This window comes from Pseudomonas sp. O230 (assembly GCF_045447035.1).
Lineage (GTDB): Bacteria > Pseudomonadota > Gammaproteobacteria > Pseudomonadales > Pseudomonadaceae > Aquipseudomonas.
Window position 1 is genome coordinate 395,610 of sequence record NZ_JBJGXN010000001.1, and the last position, 15,433, is coordinate 411,042.

Below are 15,433 nucleotides of genomic sequence, written 5' to 3' on the forward strand. Positions count from 1 at the left end.
TTTCAAGGCTTTCACCCCGTGCAGCACTGGCCCGCATCTTCGCCACGCCCGGAAGGAGAAACCCATGGGACAGCGTACGCCTCTGTATGACCTTCATCTCGCCCTCGGCGCGAAGATGGTCGATTTTGGCGGTTGGGATATGCCTCTGCATTACGGCTCGCAGGTCGAGGAACACCATCAGGTGCGCCGCGATTGCGGGGTTTTCGATGTATCCCACATGACCGTGATCGATGTCAGCGGCGGGCAGGCCAAGGCCTGGCTCCAGCATTTGCTGAGCAACGACGTCGAACGCCTGCACAGCCCCGGCCGTGCCTTGTACAGCACCATGCTCAATGAGCGTGGCGGCATCGTCGACGACATGATCGTCTATCGCCTCGACGACGGTTATCGCCTGGTGGTCAACGCCTCCACCCGCGATCAGGACCTGGCGTGGATGCAAGCGCACCTCGACGGCTTCGATGTGCAGCTCAACGAGCGCTCCGAGCTGGCGATGCTGGCCATTCAAGGCCCGCATGCCCGACACAAAATTTCCGAACTGGTCACCCAGTCTCGCGGCAACCTGATCCAGTTGCTCAAGCCGTTCGAAGGCCAGCCTGACGGTGACTGGTTCATCGCGCGCACCGGTTACACCGGCGAAGACGGTCTGGAAATCATTTTGCCGGCCAATCAGGCGCCGGGCTTCTTCAACGATCTGGTCGGCGCGGGTATCTCGCCGATTGGCCTCGGGGCGCGGGATACGCTGCGTGTCGAAGCCGGTATGAACCTGTACGGTCAGGACATTCATCAAGATGTTTCGCCGTTGGCGTCGAACATGGCCTGGAGCATCGCCTGGGAGCCAGCCTCTCGTCAGTTCATCGGCCGCGACGCGCTCGAAGCCGAACGGGCGGGTGGCGTACAGCACAAACTGGTGGGTCTGGTCCTTGAGGAACGTGGGGTTTTGCGCGCTCATCAGGTGGTCCGCATCGCCAATGTTGGCGAAGGAGAGATCACCAGTGGTAGTTTCTCTCCTACGCTTAGCAAGTCGATTGCACTGGCGCGCGTGCCAATGGCGACTGCCGACCGCGCAGAAGTGGAAATCCGTGGCAAGTGGTACCCGGTCCGAGTGGTCAAACCGACCTTCGTACGCCATGGCAAAACCTTGATCTAACCTTTTCTGGCGGGCAACGACCGCTGACAATTTTCCTGAGGACACAGAACATGAGCGATATCCCTGCCGACCTGCGTTTTGCCGAAAGTCACGAATGGGCCCGTCTGGAAGCCGATGGCACCGTCACTGTGGGCATCAGCGATCACGCTCAGGAAGCCTTGGGTGATGTGGTGTTCGTTGAACTGACCGAAGTCGGAACCACCTTCGCTGCTGGCGATCAATCCGGTGTCGTTGAATCGGTTAAAGCCGCGTCCGACATCTATTCCCCGGTTGCCGGTGAAGTGATCGCGATCAACGAAGAACTGAGCGCAACCCCGGAACTGCTCAACTCCGATCCGTACGGTGCCTGGATCTTCAAATTGAAGCCAAGCAACACGGCTGATCTGGAAAAGCTGCTCGATGCGGCTGGCTACAAGGCCGCCATCGGCGAGTAAGCCTTCAGCGTTACCCCAAAGCCCCGACCTGTCGGGGCTTTTTATTGCCTGCAGATTCCCCCTTTTGGGAGCGAGACCGGCTTGCCATTCAACATCGATGTTGACTGATCTATCGTCATCGCGAGCAGGCTCGCTCCCACAGGGTAGGTGTCAACCTCCCACCGAGATTCGCTGTTGGCAGCGGCTGCTATGCTGGTTTGACCGTGTTGCATCGACGTTGAGCGCCAGTCAAGAGAGAGCCCGTCATGTCCCAGTTGCCGTCCTTGAGCCAGTTACGCGACCCCAATGCCTTCCTTCGCCGCCACCTCGGGCCCGATGCCACCGAGCAGCAGGCGATGCTCGACAGCCTTGGCGTCGGCAGCCGAGTCGAACTGATCGAGCAGACAGTGCCGCCGGGAATTCGCCTGAACCGCGCGCTTGACCTGCCACCCGCCCTCGACGAAGAAGCCGCGTTAGCCAAACTGCGTGGTTACGCCGAGCAGAACCAGGTCTGGACCAGCCTGATCGGCATGGGCTACCACGGCACGCTGACGCCGACCGTCATTTTGCGCAACGTCCTGGAAAATCCCGGCTGGTACACCGCTTACACGCCGTATCAACCCGAGATCGCCCAAGGTCGACTCGAAGCGCTGTTGAACTTCCAGCAATTGACCATCGACCTCACCGGCCTGGAGCTGGCCAACGCCTCGCTGCTGGACGAGGCCACGGCGGCAGCGGAAGCCATGGCCCTGGCCAAGCGTGTCGCCAAGTCCAGAAGCAATCTGTTCTTCGTCGATGAAAACTGTCATCCGCAGACCATTTCCGTGGTGCAGACCCGAGCCGAAGGTTTTGGCTTCGAGCTGATCATCGACGCTGTGGATAACTTGAAACAGCACCAGGTGTTTGGCGCGCTGCTGCAATATCCCGACACCCACGGCGAGATTCGCGATCTGCGTCCGTTGATCGATCACCTGCACGCCCAGCAAGCTCTGGCCTGCGTCGCCACCGATCTGCTGAGCCTGCTGTTGCTGACGCCGCCGGGAGAGTTGGGCGCGGATGTGGTGTTCGGTTCGTCCCAGCGGTTCGGCGTGCCCATGGGGTACGGCGGCCCCCACGCGGCGTTTTTTGCCAGTCGCGATGAATACAAACGGGCGATTCCGGGGCGCATCATCGGCGTCTCGAAAGATGCGCGCGGCACCACCGCGTTGCGCATGGCCCTGCAAACCCGCGAGCAACACATCCGCCGGGAGAAGGCCAATTCGAACATCTGCACCGCCCAAGTGCTGCTGGCCAACATCGCCAGTTTCTATGCGGTCTACCACGGCCCCGAAGGCCTGAAGCAGATTGCCCAGCGTGTTCACCGGCTGACCTGCATCCTCGCGGCGGGTCTGGAGCGGCGCGGCATTGTCCGCTTGAACAAACACTACTTCGACACGTTGACGCTGGAGGTCGGTGGCACTCAAACCGCGATCATCGAAAGCGCGCAGGCCGCACAGATCAACCTGCGGATCCTGGGACGCGGGCAGTTGGGCCTGAGCCTCGACGAAACGTCTGACGAAAGCACCGTGGCGAAGTTGTTCGATGTTTTCCTGGGTGCCGATCATGGGCTCAACGTCGACGAACTGGACGCTGAAACCCTGCCTTCAGGCATTCCCGGCGGGCTGCTGCGTACCTCACCTTATTTGCGTCATCCGGTGTTCAGCGCCCATCACAGCGAAACCGAGCTGCTGCGTTACCTCAAGCAACTGGAGAACAAGGACCTGGCGCTCAATCAATCGATGATTCCGCTCGGTTCTTGCACCATGAAGCTCAACGCGACCAGCGAAATGATCCCGATCACCTGGCCGCAGTTCGCCCATTTGCACCCCTTTGTGCCGAAAGAGCAGGCGGCTGGGTACTCGCTGATGATCGAAGAGCTGGAGCGCTGGCTCTGTGCAATCACCGGTTTCGATGCGATCTGCATGCAGCCCAACTCTGGCGCGCAAGGCGAGTACGCCGGGTTGCTGGCGATTCGCAAATACCACGAGAGTCGGCATCAAGGAGCGCGGGAGATCTGCCTGATTCCGTCCTCGGCCCATGGCACCAACCCGGCGTCGGCGCAAATGGCCGGGATGCGCGTGGTGATCGTCGAGTGCGATGAAGCGGGCAACGTCGACCTCGATGACCTGAAGGAAAAAGCCGCGGCTGCCGGTGACAAACTGGCCTGCCTGATGGCGACGTATCCTTCGACCCATGGTGTGTACGAGGAAGGCATCAGCGAGATCTGTGAAGTTATCCACAGCCATGGCGGTCAGGTGTACATGGATGGCGCCAACCTCAATGCGCAAGTCGGGCTGGCGCGGCCGGCGGACATTGGCGCCGACGTTTCTCATATGAATTTGCACAAGACCTTTTGCATTCCCCACGGCGGTGGCGGTCCGGGCATGGGGCCGATTGGCGTGCGGGCACACTTGGCGCCGTTCGTGGCCAACCACCCGGTGGTGGCGATTGACGGCCCGTTGCCGCAGAACGGCGCAGTCAGCGCCGCGCCTTGGGGCAGTGCGAGCATTCTGCCGATCAGCTGGATGTACATCGCGATGATGGGGCCGCAACTGGCGGACGCCAGCGAAGTGGCGATCCTTGCCGCGAATTACCTGGCGCAGCATTTGTCCGGTGCGTTCCCGGTGCTCTACACAGGGCGCAACGATCGGGTGGCCCACGAGTGCATTCTCGACCTGCGGCCACTCAAGGCACTGACCGGCATCAGCGAAGAGGACGTCGCCAAACGCCTGATGGATTACGGCTTCCACGCGCCGACCATGTCATTCCCGGTGCCGGGCACCTTGATGGTCGAGCCGACCGAAAGTGAATCGAAGGCGGAACTGGACCGGTTTATCGGGGCGATGCTGAGTATCCGAGCGGAGATCACTGAGGTGCAAAACGGCAACTGGCCGGCGGAAGACAATCCGTTGAAACGGGCCCCGCATACGTTGGCCGACATCACCGGGGTGTGGGAGCGGCCTTACAGCATCGAGCAGGCCGTTACGCCGGATGCGCACACCAAGGCGCACAAGTATTGGCCAGTGGTGAACCGTGTCGATAACGTCTACGGCGACCGCAACCTGTTTTGCGCCTGTGTGCCGGTGGATGATTACCGCTGATTTCCCACAACACACTTAACCCTGTGGGAGCGGGCTTGCCCGCGATGAGGTCCTCAGCTTCAACATTGATGTCGACTGACAGTACGTCATCGCGGGCAGCCCGCTCTCACAGGGGGGGTGTGAGGCAAAAAAATGCCGCTCATGTGAGCGGCATTTTTGTTCAGCCTTAAATGTTATTCCGACGCGATGGCATTCTTCGCCAGGATCGCATTCGCCAGTTCCATGTCCGTAGCTTGCAGGCCCGGGTTGTCTGCGCGAACTTTCTGCATCGCCGCTTCCAGGTAAGGGCCGCGAATGCCGCCGTCGCTGGCGACGAAGCTGCCGGCATCGTCCTGGGCGGCAATGATCAGTTTGTGATCCTTGAACGTCAGGTAAGTCGAGCCGGTGGTTGCACCGGATGAAATGACGTTACGCCAAAAGCTGTCGGCCATTGCCGAACCGACTGGAAGGGACAACAAGGCGATGGTAGCGACAGCAAGTTTGAGACGCATGATGGGTGACTCCACTGGTTAACTACGGGCTTGGATTGCCAATGACTGGGTCAAGTTCCATCACGGACTTAGCTACTTCTGCTCACTCTGCGGCGTCACCCGCAGCACCTCCTCGATCGTCGTCAAGCCTGCGGCGACTTTCTGTGCGCCCGACAGTCGCAAACTGCGCATGCCCTCCTTGAACGCCTGACGCCGGATCGCCAGCAAGTCGGTGTCGGGGTTGATCAGCGCTTTGAGGCCATCGGTCAGTTGCATGATTTCGTACACCCCGGCGCGGCCGCGATAGCCGGTGTCGCGGCATTCCAGGCAACCGATGGCGCGCTGGGCATTGCCCGGCAGTGGCGCTTGCCAGGGTTTGGTCAGGGTTTGCCAGTCTTCTTCGCTCAGTGTCAGCGGTGCCTTGCAGTGCGGGCACAACGTTCGGACCAGCCGTTGCGCCATGACGCCGAGCACCGTGGCCTTGATCAGGTAATGCGGCACGCCGAGTTCCAGCAGGCGGCTGATAGCGCTGGGCGCGTCATTGGTGTGCAGCGTCGATAGCACCAAGTGGCCGGTGAGCGCGGCCTGAATCGCCATTTCGGCCGTCTCCAGGTCACGGATCTCGCCGATCATGATGATGTCCGGGTCTTGTCGCATCAGCGCGCGCACCCCGGCGGCGAAGGTCAGGTCGATGTTGTGCTGGACCTGCATCTGGTTGAATGCCGGCTCGACCATCTCGATCGGGTCTTCGATGGTGCAGAGGTTGACCTCCGGTGTCGCCAGTTTCTTCAGCGTGGTGTAGAGCGTGGTGGTCTTGCCCGAGCCGGTCGGGCCGGTGACCAGAATGATGCCGTTGGGTTGGCTCGTCATGTCCTGCCAGCGGCGCAGGTCTTCGGCGGAGAACCCCAGTTGATCGAAATCCTTGAGTAGCACCTCCGGGTCGAAGATCCGCATGACCATTTTTTCGCCGAACGCCGTCGGTAACGTCGACAACCGCAGTTCGACTTCCCCCCCGTCCGGGGTTTTGGTCTTGACCCGGCCGTCTTGGGGTTTGCGTTTTTCCGCGACGTTCATCCGCCCGAGGCTCTTCAGGCGACTGACAATCGCCATGGTCACCTGCGGCGGGAATTGATAGACGTTGTGCAACACACCGTCGATGCGAAAGCGCACCGTGCCCTGCTCGCGCCGGGGTTCGATATGGATATCGCTGGCGCGTTGCTGGAAGGCGTACTGGAACAACCAATCGACAATATTGACGATGTGCGCGTCGTTGGCGTCCGGCTCCTGATCGCTGGCGCCGAGGTTGAGCAACTGTTCGAAGTTGCCCAGGGTGTTGCTCTGTTGATCGGCGTTGGTCGCGCCGCTGACCGATTTGGCCAGGCGAAAAAACTCCACGCTGAAGCGCTGGATATCCACCGGGTTGGCCACTACACGCTTGATCGGCAGCTTCAACACGTGGGTCAGGTCGGCTTCCCAGCCTTTGACATAGGGCTGGGCGCTGGCCACGGTCACCGCGTCGCGATCAATGGACACCGCGAGAATCTTGTGGCGCTGGGCGAAGGCGTAGGACATCAGCGGCGTAATGGCTGCGACGTTGATTTTCAGCGGATCGATGCGCAGGTACGGCTGACCGGCCTGCTGCGACAGCCACAGGGTCAGGCTTTCCAGGTCGAGGTGTTTGCCGGGACGGCTGAGGTCGTCCAGCTGTTGGCTGGCGATGAACTCCAGCGGATGCATCTGGCCATTGGCGGCGTGACGGCGGCGGGCATTCAGCGCGTGCTCGGCCGAGTCCTGGCTGATAAAGCCCTGGGCGACCAGTTCGCGCAGCAAATCATTGAGATCCAGCCAGCGGTCCTGAAGGGCAAGTTGAACGGACATGCGGGCTCCTCGTGAACAACAGTTCGCAAAGGATAGTCGTGGACCCGCTGATCGTTGGGCCACTACCCGACGAAGCCGTATCGGGTTTTTTCAGCCCGTCGCCTGAGTCGCTTCAACCCACGCAAAATCAGACGCTTGCAGGTCCACCGAACAGACGCTGATCAGGTTACGTAATTTTTCCGCGATCACTTGAGCACGGTGCCAGCTCAGCCCGTCCATGACGATGTCGATTGCCAGCAGATCGCCCGTGCGCTGCACGTTGACCTGTTGCGGGGTCAGGCACTGCAACGCGAACAGATTGAGCGCCCGACACAGCACGTCCGGTTCGGCTTCGGCCAGCAGTTGATAGTGCACGCGACAGTGGGCGTTGCTGGCGTTCCAGACATCAGCGCGGGTGGGCGGGGTGTTGACGGCTTCAAGATGCGGCATGGTTGGTCTCCAAAATCACTGGAGGAATTTTTACATTCGATGCTGGGCATTTCTTATCTATGATGGGGCTTATTGGCGATTTATCGAATCGTGCTATTCAACAAGACATCGATTACAGGTTTTTCTATGCAAAGCGAGCTGGATGGCTACGACCGCAAGATTCTGGCGTTGCTGCAAGAGGACGCTTCGCTTTCCAGCGCGCAGATCGCCGAGCAGGTGGGGCTGTCGCAGTCGCCGTGCTGGCGGCGGATTCAGCGGATGAAAGAAGAGGGGATCATTCGTGGTCAAGTGACGCTGCTGGACCGGAAGAAAATCGGGCTCAACACGCAGATTTTTGCCGAGGTCAAACTCAACGCACATGGGCGTTCGAACTTCACGGAGTTCACCGAGGCGATTCGCGGTTTTCCCGAAGTGCTGGAGTGTTATGTGCTGATGGGGTCGGTGGATTTCTTGTTGCGGATTGTCACGGCGGACATCGAGGCGTATGAGCGGTTTTTCTTCGAGAAGCTGTCGATGGTGCCGGGGATTCAGGAGGTGAACTCGATTGTCGCGTTGTCGGAGATCAAGTCCACGACGAGTTTGCCGGTCTGAGTTTTTGGATTGGCTGTGCTGGCCTCATCGCTGGCAAGCCAGCTCCCACAGGTTCAGTGTTGGAATGCATATAGTGTTTCAACACAAAAACCTGTGGGAGCTGGCTTGCCAGCGATAGCGGACTTACATGCGCAGCAGCATTTTCCAGGCACGATTCTGATACACGGCAATCGCCTGCTGCTTGCGCGCGTCCAGCGATTCTTCAGTGATCGGCTCGTTGGCCAGTTGCGCCAGCTGCTTCAGCTCGCCATACAGCCGATCCATTTCCGGGATCTCCAGCACGTTGCGGGCGTGGTGCAGCCAGGCCTGGATGCGCTCGATGCGCGGCAGTTGCTCGGCCAGATCTTCCGGCTGCTGCTGGTAGCGCTGCAATTGCAGGGAGGTCGCTTCTTCGCCGAGCAAGCGCGGCAACCAGCTACCCAGTTGCGCAGCGCCCTGGCGATTGCCGCGAACATTGCGATCAGCGGTCCAGGTGCGGGCCAGCAACCAGCGCGAGGTATTCAGCGAGAACAAGCCCCAGCGCGGGTCTTCGAGCTCTTCGAGGAACTGCTCCGGCGCAGCTTTACGTACGTCCTCGTCGTCCAGACCGGCTTGAACCAGCGGACGCCAGTCTTCAAGCAAGGCATCCAGCGCGAGACGCAGATCGTGCGTCGACTGACGCGGCGCCGCTTGGCCAAGGCTGCTCAGCAGGGCGCGCAGTTCAGCGAGGTTTTCCACCCAGTCTTGCAACAGACGCCAGTGGCCGTTGAAGCGATATTGCTCGGCCAGACGCTGGCTGCTGCTCAGCAAATGCCAGCTCAACGCGGCGAACGCGTCGTCCAGCGGCATTTCGGCGCTGATCTGCGGCGCCGGCAGGCTCAACGAATAGCTGTTGGCGTCGTACAAGCGATAACCGCGTTCGGCCTTGCTGATGTCACACGGCATCAGGGCCAGCGTTGCGGCCAGTTCGGCGGCCAGCTCCAGCAGCGCGGCCGGTTCGCCTTCGCGCAGTTCCAGTTCCAGCTCGCAGATTTCTTCTTTCTGCTTGCCGACCACCACGTGGCCAAGGTCCAGCGCGGCTTCGATGACCACTTTGGTCTTGCCACGGCCCCAGGCGATTTCAGCGCGTTCGCGGACGAAATCGGTGGTGAAAATCGGCTTCAGGGTTTTCTTGTCCAGCTCGGCCAGTTCTTCAGGCCAGCATTCGCCGTCGAGTTTTTTCACGTCGAGCTTGGCTTTGGGCAGGTTCCAGTCGTATTCGTTTCGCTCGGACAAACCGGCGACGCTCTGGCCACGGGTCTTGAGGGTCTGAATCACTTCTTCGCCATCACGGCGCAGGCGCAGGGCCACCTTGGCACGGGCCAGGTCGCGCTCAGGCGTGTCGAAGTACTGGTTCATCAGTTCACGGCGTTCCCAGCCACTTTTGTTGCGTTTTTTCAGCAGCGGGTGCTCGCGCAGTGCGGCGAGGGTTTCGCGGCTGACGCGGAGTTTGATTTCAGTTTCTTTTTGCATGGCCGGAAAATCCAGGATCGGGAGCGCAGCCGGGGGAATGTGTGGCTGCCAAGGTCGTGCAGTGTACAGGACTCATAAGACCTACGCGCCGCGACGGTTTATTCCTGTCGCTGGATGGCTCTATGATGGACTTCAATTCGCGAGTTGGAGTCAGCGATGCTTTTGCCGTCCATGAAAGATCAGTTCGCTGCGCTGATTGCCGCACCTTCAGTCAGTTGTACCCAGGCCAGCCTCGATCAATCCAACCGCCCAGTGATTGATTTGCTGGCGACGTGGCTCGGTGATCTGGGTTTTGCCTGCGATATCCAGCAAGTCAGCCCCGGCAAATTCAACCTGCTGGCCAGTTTTGGTTCCGGCCCTGGCGGTCTGGTGCTCGCCGGGCATAGCGACACGGTGCCGTTCGATGGCGCGTTGTGGCAGACCGATCCGCTGAAGCTGACCGAAGTCGATGGCCGTTGGGTCGGTCTGGGCAGTTGCGACATGAAAGGCTTTTTTGCCCTCGCCATCGAAGCCGTGATTCCTTTGCTCGACCAACCGTTCAAGCAACCATTGCTGATCCTTGCCACCTGCGATGAAGAAAGCTCGATGTCCGGTGCGCGTGCGTTGGCCGCCGCCGGGCGGCCGTTGGGCCGTGCAGCGGTGATTGGCGAACCGACCGGGCTCAAGCCGATCCGCATGCACAAAGGCATCATGATGGAGCGCATCGACATTCTCGGTCAGAGCGGCCATTCCTCCGATCCGCGCCTGGGCCATAGTGCCCTCGAAGCCATGCACGATGCGATTGGCGAACTGCGCGGCCTGCGCCTGCTGTGGCAACGTGAATTCCGCAATCCGCAGTTCGGCGTGCCGACCCCGACCCTGAACTTCGGCTGCATCCATGGCGGGGATAACCCCAACCGGATTTGCGGCCAGTGCTCACTGGAATTCGACCTGCGTCCGTTGCCGGGCATGGACCCCAAGGTGCTGCGCGCGGAGATTTTGCAGAGACTCAAGCCGGTTGCCGAGCGCCATCAGGTGAAAATCGATTACGCGCCGCTGTTCCCTGAAGTGCCGCCCTTCGAGCAGGCCGAGGACGCCGAATTGGTCCGCATCGCGGAACAGCTCACCGGTCATCGCGCCGAAGCAGTGGCGTTCGGGACGGAAGCGCCTTATCTTCGACGCCTTGGCTGCGAAACGCTGGTGCTTGGCCCGGGTGACATCGCATGTGCGCACCAACCGGGGGAATACCTCGAAATGTCACGTTTGCAGCCTACCGTGCATCTATTACGTCAACTGATTGAGCATTACTGCCTGACACCCGTGTCGGCCACATGACCGGTAGGAGCCGGCTTGCTGCGGGCGGCTCCTACAGGTTACGTAAATAACCGTTGATCAAACCCGTATTCATGAGGAGAGCGCGCGTGTTGCCAAGCCTGTTCCGACGATAACCATCAGCCCGCTGTGCGTTTTCTGTTTCGCCCATTTTTTGGCTGCTATTTATTACAGGCCCAGGTTCATGCCCGAATACGTTAATTGGCTTCGTCACGCTTCGCCTTATATCAATGCCCACCGTGATTGCACCTTCGTCGTCATGCTGCCCGGCGACGGCGTGGAGCACCCCAATTTCGGCAACATCGTCCACGACCTGGTGCTGCTGCACAGCCTCGGCGTGCGGTTGGTGCTGGTTCACGGTTCCCGTCCACAAATTGAAACCCGTCTCGCCGCACGCGGCCTGACCCCGCATTACCACCACGGCATGCGCATCACCGATGCGGCGACGCTGGAGTGTGTGATCGACGCGGTCGGACAGTTGCGTATCGCCATCGAAGCGCGCCTGTCCATGGACATGGCCTCGTCGCCGATGCAGGGCTCGCGCCTGCGGGTGGCCAGCGGCAACCTGGTGACCGCACGGCCGATCGGTGTGCTCGAAGGTGTCGACTATCACCACACCGGCGAAGTGCGCCGGGTTGACCGCAAAGGCATCAATCGCCTGCTGGACGAGCGCTCCATCGTGCTGTTGTCGCCGTTGGGCTATTCGCCGACCGGTGAGATTTTCAACCTCGCTTGCGAAGACGTCGCCACCCGCGCGGCCATTGATCTGGGGGCCGATAAACTGCTGCTGTTCGGCGCGGACCTGGGCTTGATCGATGAAAACGGTCGTCTGGTGCGCGAACTGCGCCCGCAACAAGTGCCGGCGCATTTGCAGCGCCTGGGCAGCAACTATCAGGCCGAGTTGCTGGATGCGGCGGCCGAGGCCTGCCGGGGCGGCGTGGCGCGCAGTCATATTGTCAGTTACGTCGAAGACGGCGCACTGCTGACCGAACTGTTCACCCGTGACGGTGGCGGTACGTTGGTGGCGCAGGAACAATTCGAGGTCGTGCGTGAGGCGGCGATTGAAGACGTTGGCGGTTTGCTGGACTTGATCAGCCCGCTGGAAGAGCAAGGGATTCTGGTGCGTCGCTCGCGCGAAGTGCTGGAGCGAGAGATCGAGCAGTTCAGTGTGGTCGAGCGCGAAGGCATGATCATCGCTTGCGCAGCGCTGTATCAGATTGCCGATTCGGATGCGGGGGAGTTGGCGTGTCTGGCGGTGAACCCGGAGTACCGTCATGGCGGTCGCGGGGATGAGCTGCTGGAACGGATTGAAACCCGTGCCCGGGCTCAGGGTTTGAAAACCTTGTTTGTCCTGACTACCCGTACCGCTCACTGGTTCCGCGAGCGCGGGTTCGTGCCAAGCAGCGTCGAGCGCCTGCCGTCGGCGCGGGCATCGCTGTACAACTATCAGCGTAATTCGAAGATCTTCGAAAAAACCTTGTAACCGTGTCGTTGCCATCGCCGGCAAGCCGGCTCCTACAGAGTTTGGGTGATCCCCTGCAGGAGCCGGCTTGCCGGCGATGGGTTGCAAAGCAACCGCAAAATTATTCGGTGACGAATTTCGCGCTGACATACGGCGAATAATCCGGCAGCACCGTCTCGACCTTGCCTTGCTCTTTCAAGAACTTCGCCGTCTCACCAATCGCCTTCGCCGTGCCACCGTCCAGCAGCGCAGTGGTTTGTTGCGCCTTGGCGTCCGGAAAGGTAGAACCGGCCAACAATTCCGGCACATCGGCAGCATTGGCGCCGGTCAGTTTGGCGATTTTCTGTACCGGCACCGAATCCGCGGTCCAGCTATCTTTATGCGCTGCGTAATCGGCGAAGGAGTCCAGGGTGACCTTGGCGAATTTCGCCACGACGTCCGGATGCTTCTCGGCGTAATCCTTGCGCGCGACCCACACTTCGAAGGTCGGTGCGCCCCACTGGCCGACCTGTGCGGCGTCGGTCAAGGTCTTGCCGGTCTTGCGAATTTCCCCCAGCGCGGGCGACCAGACGAACGCGCCATCAATATCGCCGCGCTTCCAGGCCGCAGCGATCTCCGCCGGTTGCAGGTTCACCACTTTGACTTTCGACGCGTCCAGGCCCCAGTGCTTCAGGGCGCCGAGCAAGCTGTAGTGAGAGGTTGAAACGAACGGTGTGGCGATGGTCTTGCCGATCAGATCTTCCGGTTTATTAATGCCGCTGCCGTTGCGCACCACCAACGCTTCGGCGGCGTTGATCTGGGCCGAAACGATAAACGCGACAATCGGCAGATTGCGCGAAGCGGCTGCAGCCAGTGGGCTTGAGCCGAGGTTGCCGATCTGCACATCACCCGAGGCAATCGCCGTCACCACTTCCGGACCGCTATTGAAACGACGCCAGTCAATTTTCTGGCCGATGGTTTTCTCGTAGAGGCCATCGGCTTGCGGGACTTTGCTGGGGTCTATGCCGGTTTGATAACCCACGGTGAGGTTCGCGGCATGGGCGGAAAAAGAAAATAATACCGATACACAAACTGTAACAATTGGGTTGGATAGTGCGCGCTTGGTCGTCATGGCGAAGGCCTTATCGATAGGAATTGTTGCGGAAGTGCTTCCAAACCTAATCGATCTAAAAAACGCCTAATAAATACCATTTAGCAATTAGCTTATGAGCTGGCCGCTCTAGTCCGAGGGGGTTCTAAACGGTGAGCTAAATTCCTAAACGGTATGAGAAAAGAATTCAGTCATTCTTTTCAGGTTTATGACGAACTCATGACCTGCATGGACCAAAAAATGGGGGGTTAGACCATAGTCGTAGACACACATAGTTACGATTGACTTGTGGGTCACGCTCTGGCGCTAATCGCGGATCTTAGGATTCCGGGCATTCGACCCAGGACCAGGAATACAAGAATTAGAAACGAGAGGAGCTTAACAATGAACAAGTCCACCTTGGCCTTGGCCGTGGCCGTAGGGGTTTTAGCGCAGCAGGCAGGCGCCGCCGGTTTCATCGAAGACAGCAAGGCATCGGTTAGTTCGCGTACCTATTATTTCGACGCCGATAACCGTGAAAATGCTGCCAACACCACTTCCAGTACTCCTTCAAACAGACAGCGAGAAACCGCTGAAGGTCTGAAGTTCGATTACCTGTCGGGCTTTACCCAAGGTGTCGTCGGTTTCGGTATCGATGCCCAGGCGCTGGTCGGTATCCATCTGGACGGTGGCAAGGGCCATCACCCGGACAGCAACTCCTTCAATCCTAGCGATAGCGACAAATCGGCATCGAATGAGTGGAGCCGTCTGTCGGGCAACGTCAAGGCGCGTTTCTCCAAGACCGAGGCTCACCTGGGTGGCGCTCTTCAGCCAAACATGCCGATCCTGATTGCGAACGACAGCCGCGTGCTGCCGCAAACCTTTGAAGGTGGCACCATCTCCTCGAAGGAAATCGACAACGTAACGTTCAACCTGGGTCAACTGGAGCAAGCGACAGGTCGCGCCTCCTCGAACTCCACTGGCCTGTCTGTGGCGGGCGCCACTCAGGACAGTAACCAGTTCCGTTACGCCGGTGCTGACTGGAAGGTCACCAAAGACCTGACGCTGCAGTACTACTACGCCAACCTGGAAGACTTCTACAAACAGAACTTCCTCGGCCTGGTGCACGTTTACCCAATCGCCCCGAACCAGTCGTTCAAGACTGACCTGCGTTATTTTGACAGCAGCTCCGACGGCAAGAACGGCAACGGCAGCGCCGGGTACCAATTCAGCAACAACGGTGGCTACGCCAAGAACAAGGGCGAGGTCGATAACAAGACCTGGAACGCCACGTTCACCTACACCCTGGGTGGCAGCGCGTTCCTGCTCGGGCATCAGCGTGTCAACGATGACGGCGGCTTTGTCTTCTTGAACCAAGCTAACGTTGTTGATGGTAACGGGCGTCCTGAAGGCGGCGGCGGCGCCAGCTTCTACTCGTTTACCGACGCCACGGTGGGCAGCTTCATCCGTGCTGGTGAAAACACCACGTACGGTCAGTACTCCTATGATTTCGCTTCGCTGGGCGTGCCCGGCCTGAAAGCTTCGATTGCTTACCTGAGTGGTCAGGACATCAAAGCTGCCAGCGGTACTGGTAAAGACCTCAGCGAGCATGAGACCGACGCACGTATCGATTACGTGATTCAAACGGGCGTGCTGAAAGGGTTTGGCACCACTCTGCGTCACGGTACTTATCGTGGCGACGGCACCAGCCTTGTTGACCAAGACCAGACCCGTCTGATCTTCAACTACACCTACAGCTTCCTGTAACAGCCTTATCTAAAGAGCCTCGCCGGTTGGCGAGGCTTTTTTTTGCGATTTTTTTCATATTCTAATTCGGTATTACTTAGTAATTTATTATTCTTTTTAGCTTTTAAGATAAACCCACTAAAGTGCATCCCGTCGGGGCCGATACCTAGTGTCCCGTAGCGATCAAAACGCCGTTTTTTATTTCCTTACGGCATGAAAAAGAATGAATTGAGTTTTTTTACGTTTACCATGCCGGCCCATTCGCCGCCGTCAGACCTTTGACTTA

General features: G+C 59.4%; 12 protein-coding genes. 7 read left to right on the forward strand and 5 right to left on the reverse strand.

All coding sequences use genetic code 11. The annotated features are described in order from the left end of the window. Positions 1-64: 64 nt before the first annotated feature. The 3 genes from gcvT to gcvP all read left to right on the forward strand — a co-directional run bounded on the left by gcvT (position 65) and on the right by gcvP (position 4,700). Positions 65-1,147: a glycine cleavage system aminomethyltransferase GcvT gene (gcvT, locus tag ACI77H_RS01915; RefSeq protein ID WP_407010090.1), complete on the forward strand. Its 1,083-nt coding sequence runs from the start codon at positions 65-67 to the stop codon at positions 1,145-1,147. Between the two features lie 50 nt (positions 1,148-1,197). After that, positions 1,198-1,581, forward strand: coding sequence for a glycine cleavage system protein GcvH (gene gcvH, locus ACI77H_RS01920; protein ID WP_150632107.1), 384 nt, complete (start codon positions 1,198-1,200; stop codon positions 1,579-1,581). 245 nt (positions 1,582-1,826) lie between these two features. After that, positions 1,827-4,700: an aminomethyl-transferring glycine dehydrogenase gene (gene gcvP, locus ACI77H_RS01925; RefSeq protein ID WP_407010091.1), complete on the forward strand. Its 2,874-nt coding sequence runs from the start codon at positions 1,827-1,829 to the stop codon at positions 4,698-4,700. Between the two features lie 173 nt (positions 4,701-4,873). On the opposite strand, the gene ACI77H_RS01930 is transcribed toward gcvP, so the two are convergent. From ACI77H_RS01930 to ACI77H_RS01940, 3 genes are all read right to left on the reverse strand, one after another. Continuing rightward, a complete protein-coding gene (locus tag ACI77H_RS01930) occupies positions 4,874-5,191 on the reverse strand; it encodes a DUF2388 domain-containing protein (RefSeq protein WP_150638071.1) in 318 nt (105 codons plus the stop codon). Positions 5,192-5,263: 72 nt separating this feature from the next. Next, on the reverse strand, positions 5,264-7,048 hold the full coding sequence (locus tag ACI77H_RS01935) for a GspE/PulE family protein (protein ID WP_407010092.1): 1,785 nt from the start codon (positions 7,046-7,048) through the stop codon (positions 5,264-5,266). 90 nt (positions 7,049-7,138) lie between these two features. Next, entirely contained in the window at positions 7,139-7,477 is a 339-nt protein-coding gene (locus ACI77H_RS01940) for a hypothetical protein (protein ID WP_407010093.1), read from the reverse strand. A gap of 126 nt (positions 7,478-7,603) precedes the next feature. Here ACI77H_RS01940 and ACI77H_RS01945 point away from each other — a divergent pair, with 126 nt between their 5' ends. Next, a complete protein-coding gene (locus ACI77H_RS01945; RefSeq protein ID WP_008024235.1) occupies positions 7,604-8,068 on the forward strand; it encodes an Lrp/AsnC family transcriptional regulator in 465 nt (154 codons plus the stop codon). A 123-nt stretch (positions 8,069-8,191) separates the two neighbouring features. On the opposite strand, the gene ACI77H_RS01950 is transcribed toward ACI77H_RS01945, so the two are convergent. Continuing rightward, on the reverse strand, positions 8,192-9,559 hold the full coding sequence (locus ACI77H_RS01950; protein WP_407010094.1) for an inorganic triphosphatase: 1,368 nt from the start codon (positions 9,557-9,559) through the stop codon (positions 8,192-8,194). A 156-nt stretch (positions 9,560-9,715) separates the two neighbouring features. Between ACI77H_RS01950 and argE the strand changes: the two genes are divergently transcribed. Then, on the forward strand, positions 9,716-10,873 hold the full coding sequence (argE, locus tag ACI77H_RS01955; RefSeq protein WP_407010095.1) for an acetylornithine deacetylase: 1,158 nt from the start codon (positions 9,716-9,718) through the stop codon (positions 10,871-10,873). A 181-nt stretch (positions 10,874-11,054) separates the two neighbouring features. Then, the gene (gene argA / locus ACI77H_RS01960) at positions 11,055-12,353 is read left to right on the forward strand and encodes an amino-acid N-acetyltransferase (RefSeq protein ID WP_407010096.1); all 1,299 of its coding nucleotides are present in this window, start codon (positions 11,055-11,057) and stop codon (positions 12,351-12,353) included. Between the two features lie 100 nt (positions 12,354-12,453). Here the strand turns inward: argA and tauA are convergent, their stop codons facing one another. Beyond that, a complete protein-coding gene (tauA, locus tag ACI77H_RS01965; protein WP_407010097.1) occupies positions 12,454-13,443 on the reverse strand; it encodes a taurine ABC transporter substrate-binding protein in 990 nt (329 codons plus the stop codon). Positions 13,444-13,806: 363 nt separating this feature from the next. Between tauA and ACI77H_RS01970 the strand changes: the two genes are divergently transcribed. Next, the gene (locus tag ACI77H_RS01970; RefSeq protein WP_407010098.1) at positions 13,807-15,168 is read left to right on the forward strand and encodes an OprD family outer membrane porin; all 1,362 of its coding nucleotides are present in this window, start codon (positions 13,807-13,809) and stop codon (positions 15,166-15,168) included. Positions 15,169-15,433: the final 265 nt, after the last annotated feature.

Bases quoted from the DNA above. Each gene is read 5' to 3' on its own strand.
- ACI77H_RS01970 (WP_407010098.1), top strand. From the start codon at position 13,807: ATGAACAAGTCCACCTTGGCCTTGGCCGTGGCCGTAGGGGTTTTAGCG.
- gcvH (WP_150632107.1), top strand. From the start codon at position 1,198: ATGAGCGATATCCCTGCCGACCTGCGTTTTGCCGAAAGTCACGAATGG.
- ACI77H_RS01935 (WP_407010092.1), bottom strand. From the start codon at position 7,048: ATGTCCGTTCAACTTGCCCTTCAGGACCGCTGGCTGGATCTCAATGAT.
- tauA (WP_407010097.1), bottom strand. From the start codon at position 13,443: ATGACGACCAAGCGCGCACTATCCAACCCAATTGTTACAGTTTGTGTA.
- ACI77H_RS01940 (WP_407010093.1), bottom strand. From the start codon at position 7,477: ATGCCGCATCTTGAAGCCGTCAACACCCCGCCCACCCGCGCTGATGTC.
- argA (WP_407010096.1), top strand. From the start codon at position 11,055: ATGCCCGAATACGTTAATTGGCTTCGTCACGCTTCGCCTTATATCAAT.
- ACI77H_RS01945 (WP_008024235.1), top strand. From the start codon at position 7,604: ATGCAAAGCGAGCTGGATGGCTACGACCGCAAGATTCTGGCGTTGCTG.
- gcvP (WP_407010091.1), top strand. From the start codon at position 1,827: ATGTCCCAGTTGCCGTCCTTGAGCCAGTTACGCGACCCCAATGCCTTC.
- ACI77H_RS01930 (WP_150638071.1), bottom strand. From the start codon at position 5,191: ATGCGTCTCAAACTTGCTGTCGCTACCATCGCCTTGTTGTCCCTTCCA.
- ACI77H_RS01950 (WP_407010094.1), bottom strand. From the start codon at position 9,559: ATGCAAAAAGAAACTGAAATCAAACTCCGCGTCAGCCGCGAAACCCTC.
- argE (WP_407010095.1), top strand. From the start codon at position 9,716: ATGCTTTTGCCGTCCATGAAAGATCAGTTCGCTGCGCTGATTGCCGCA.
- gcvT (WP_407010090.1), top strand. From the start codon at position 65: ATGGGACAGCGTACGCCTCTGTATGACCTTCATCTCGCCCTCGGCGCG.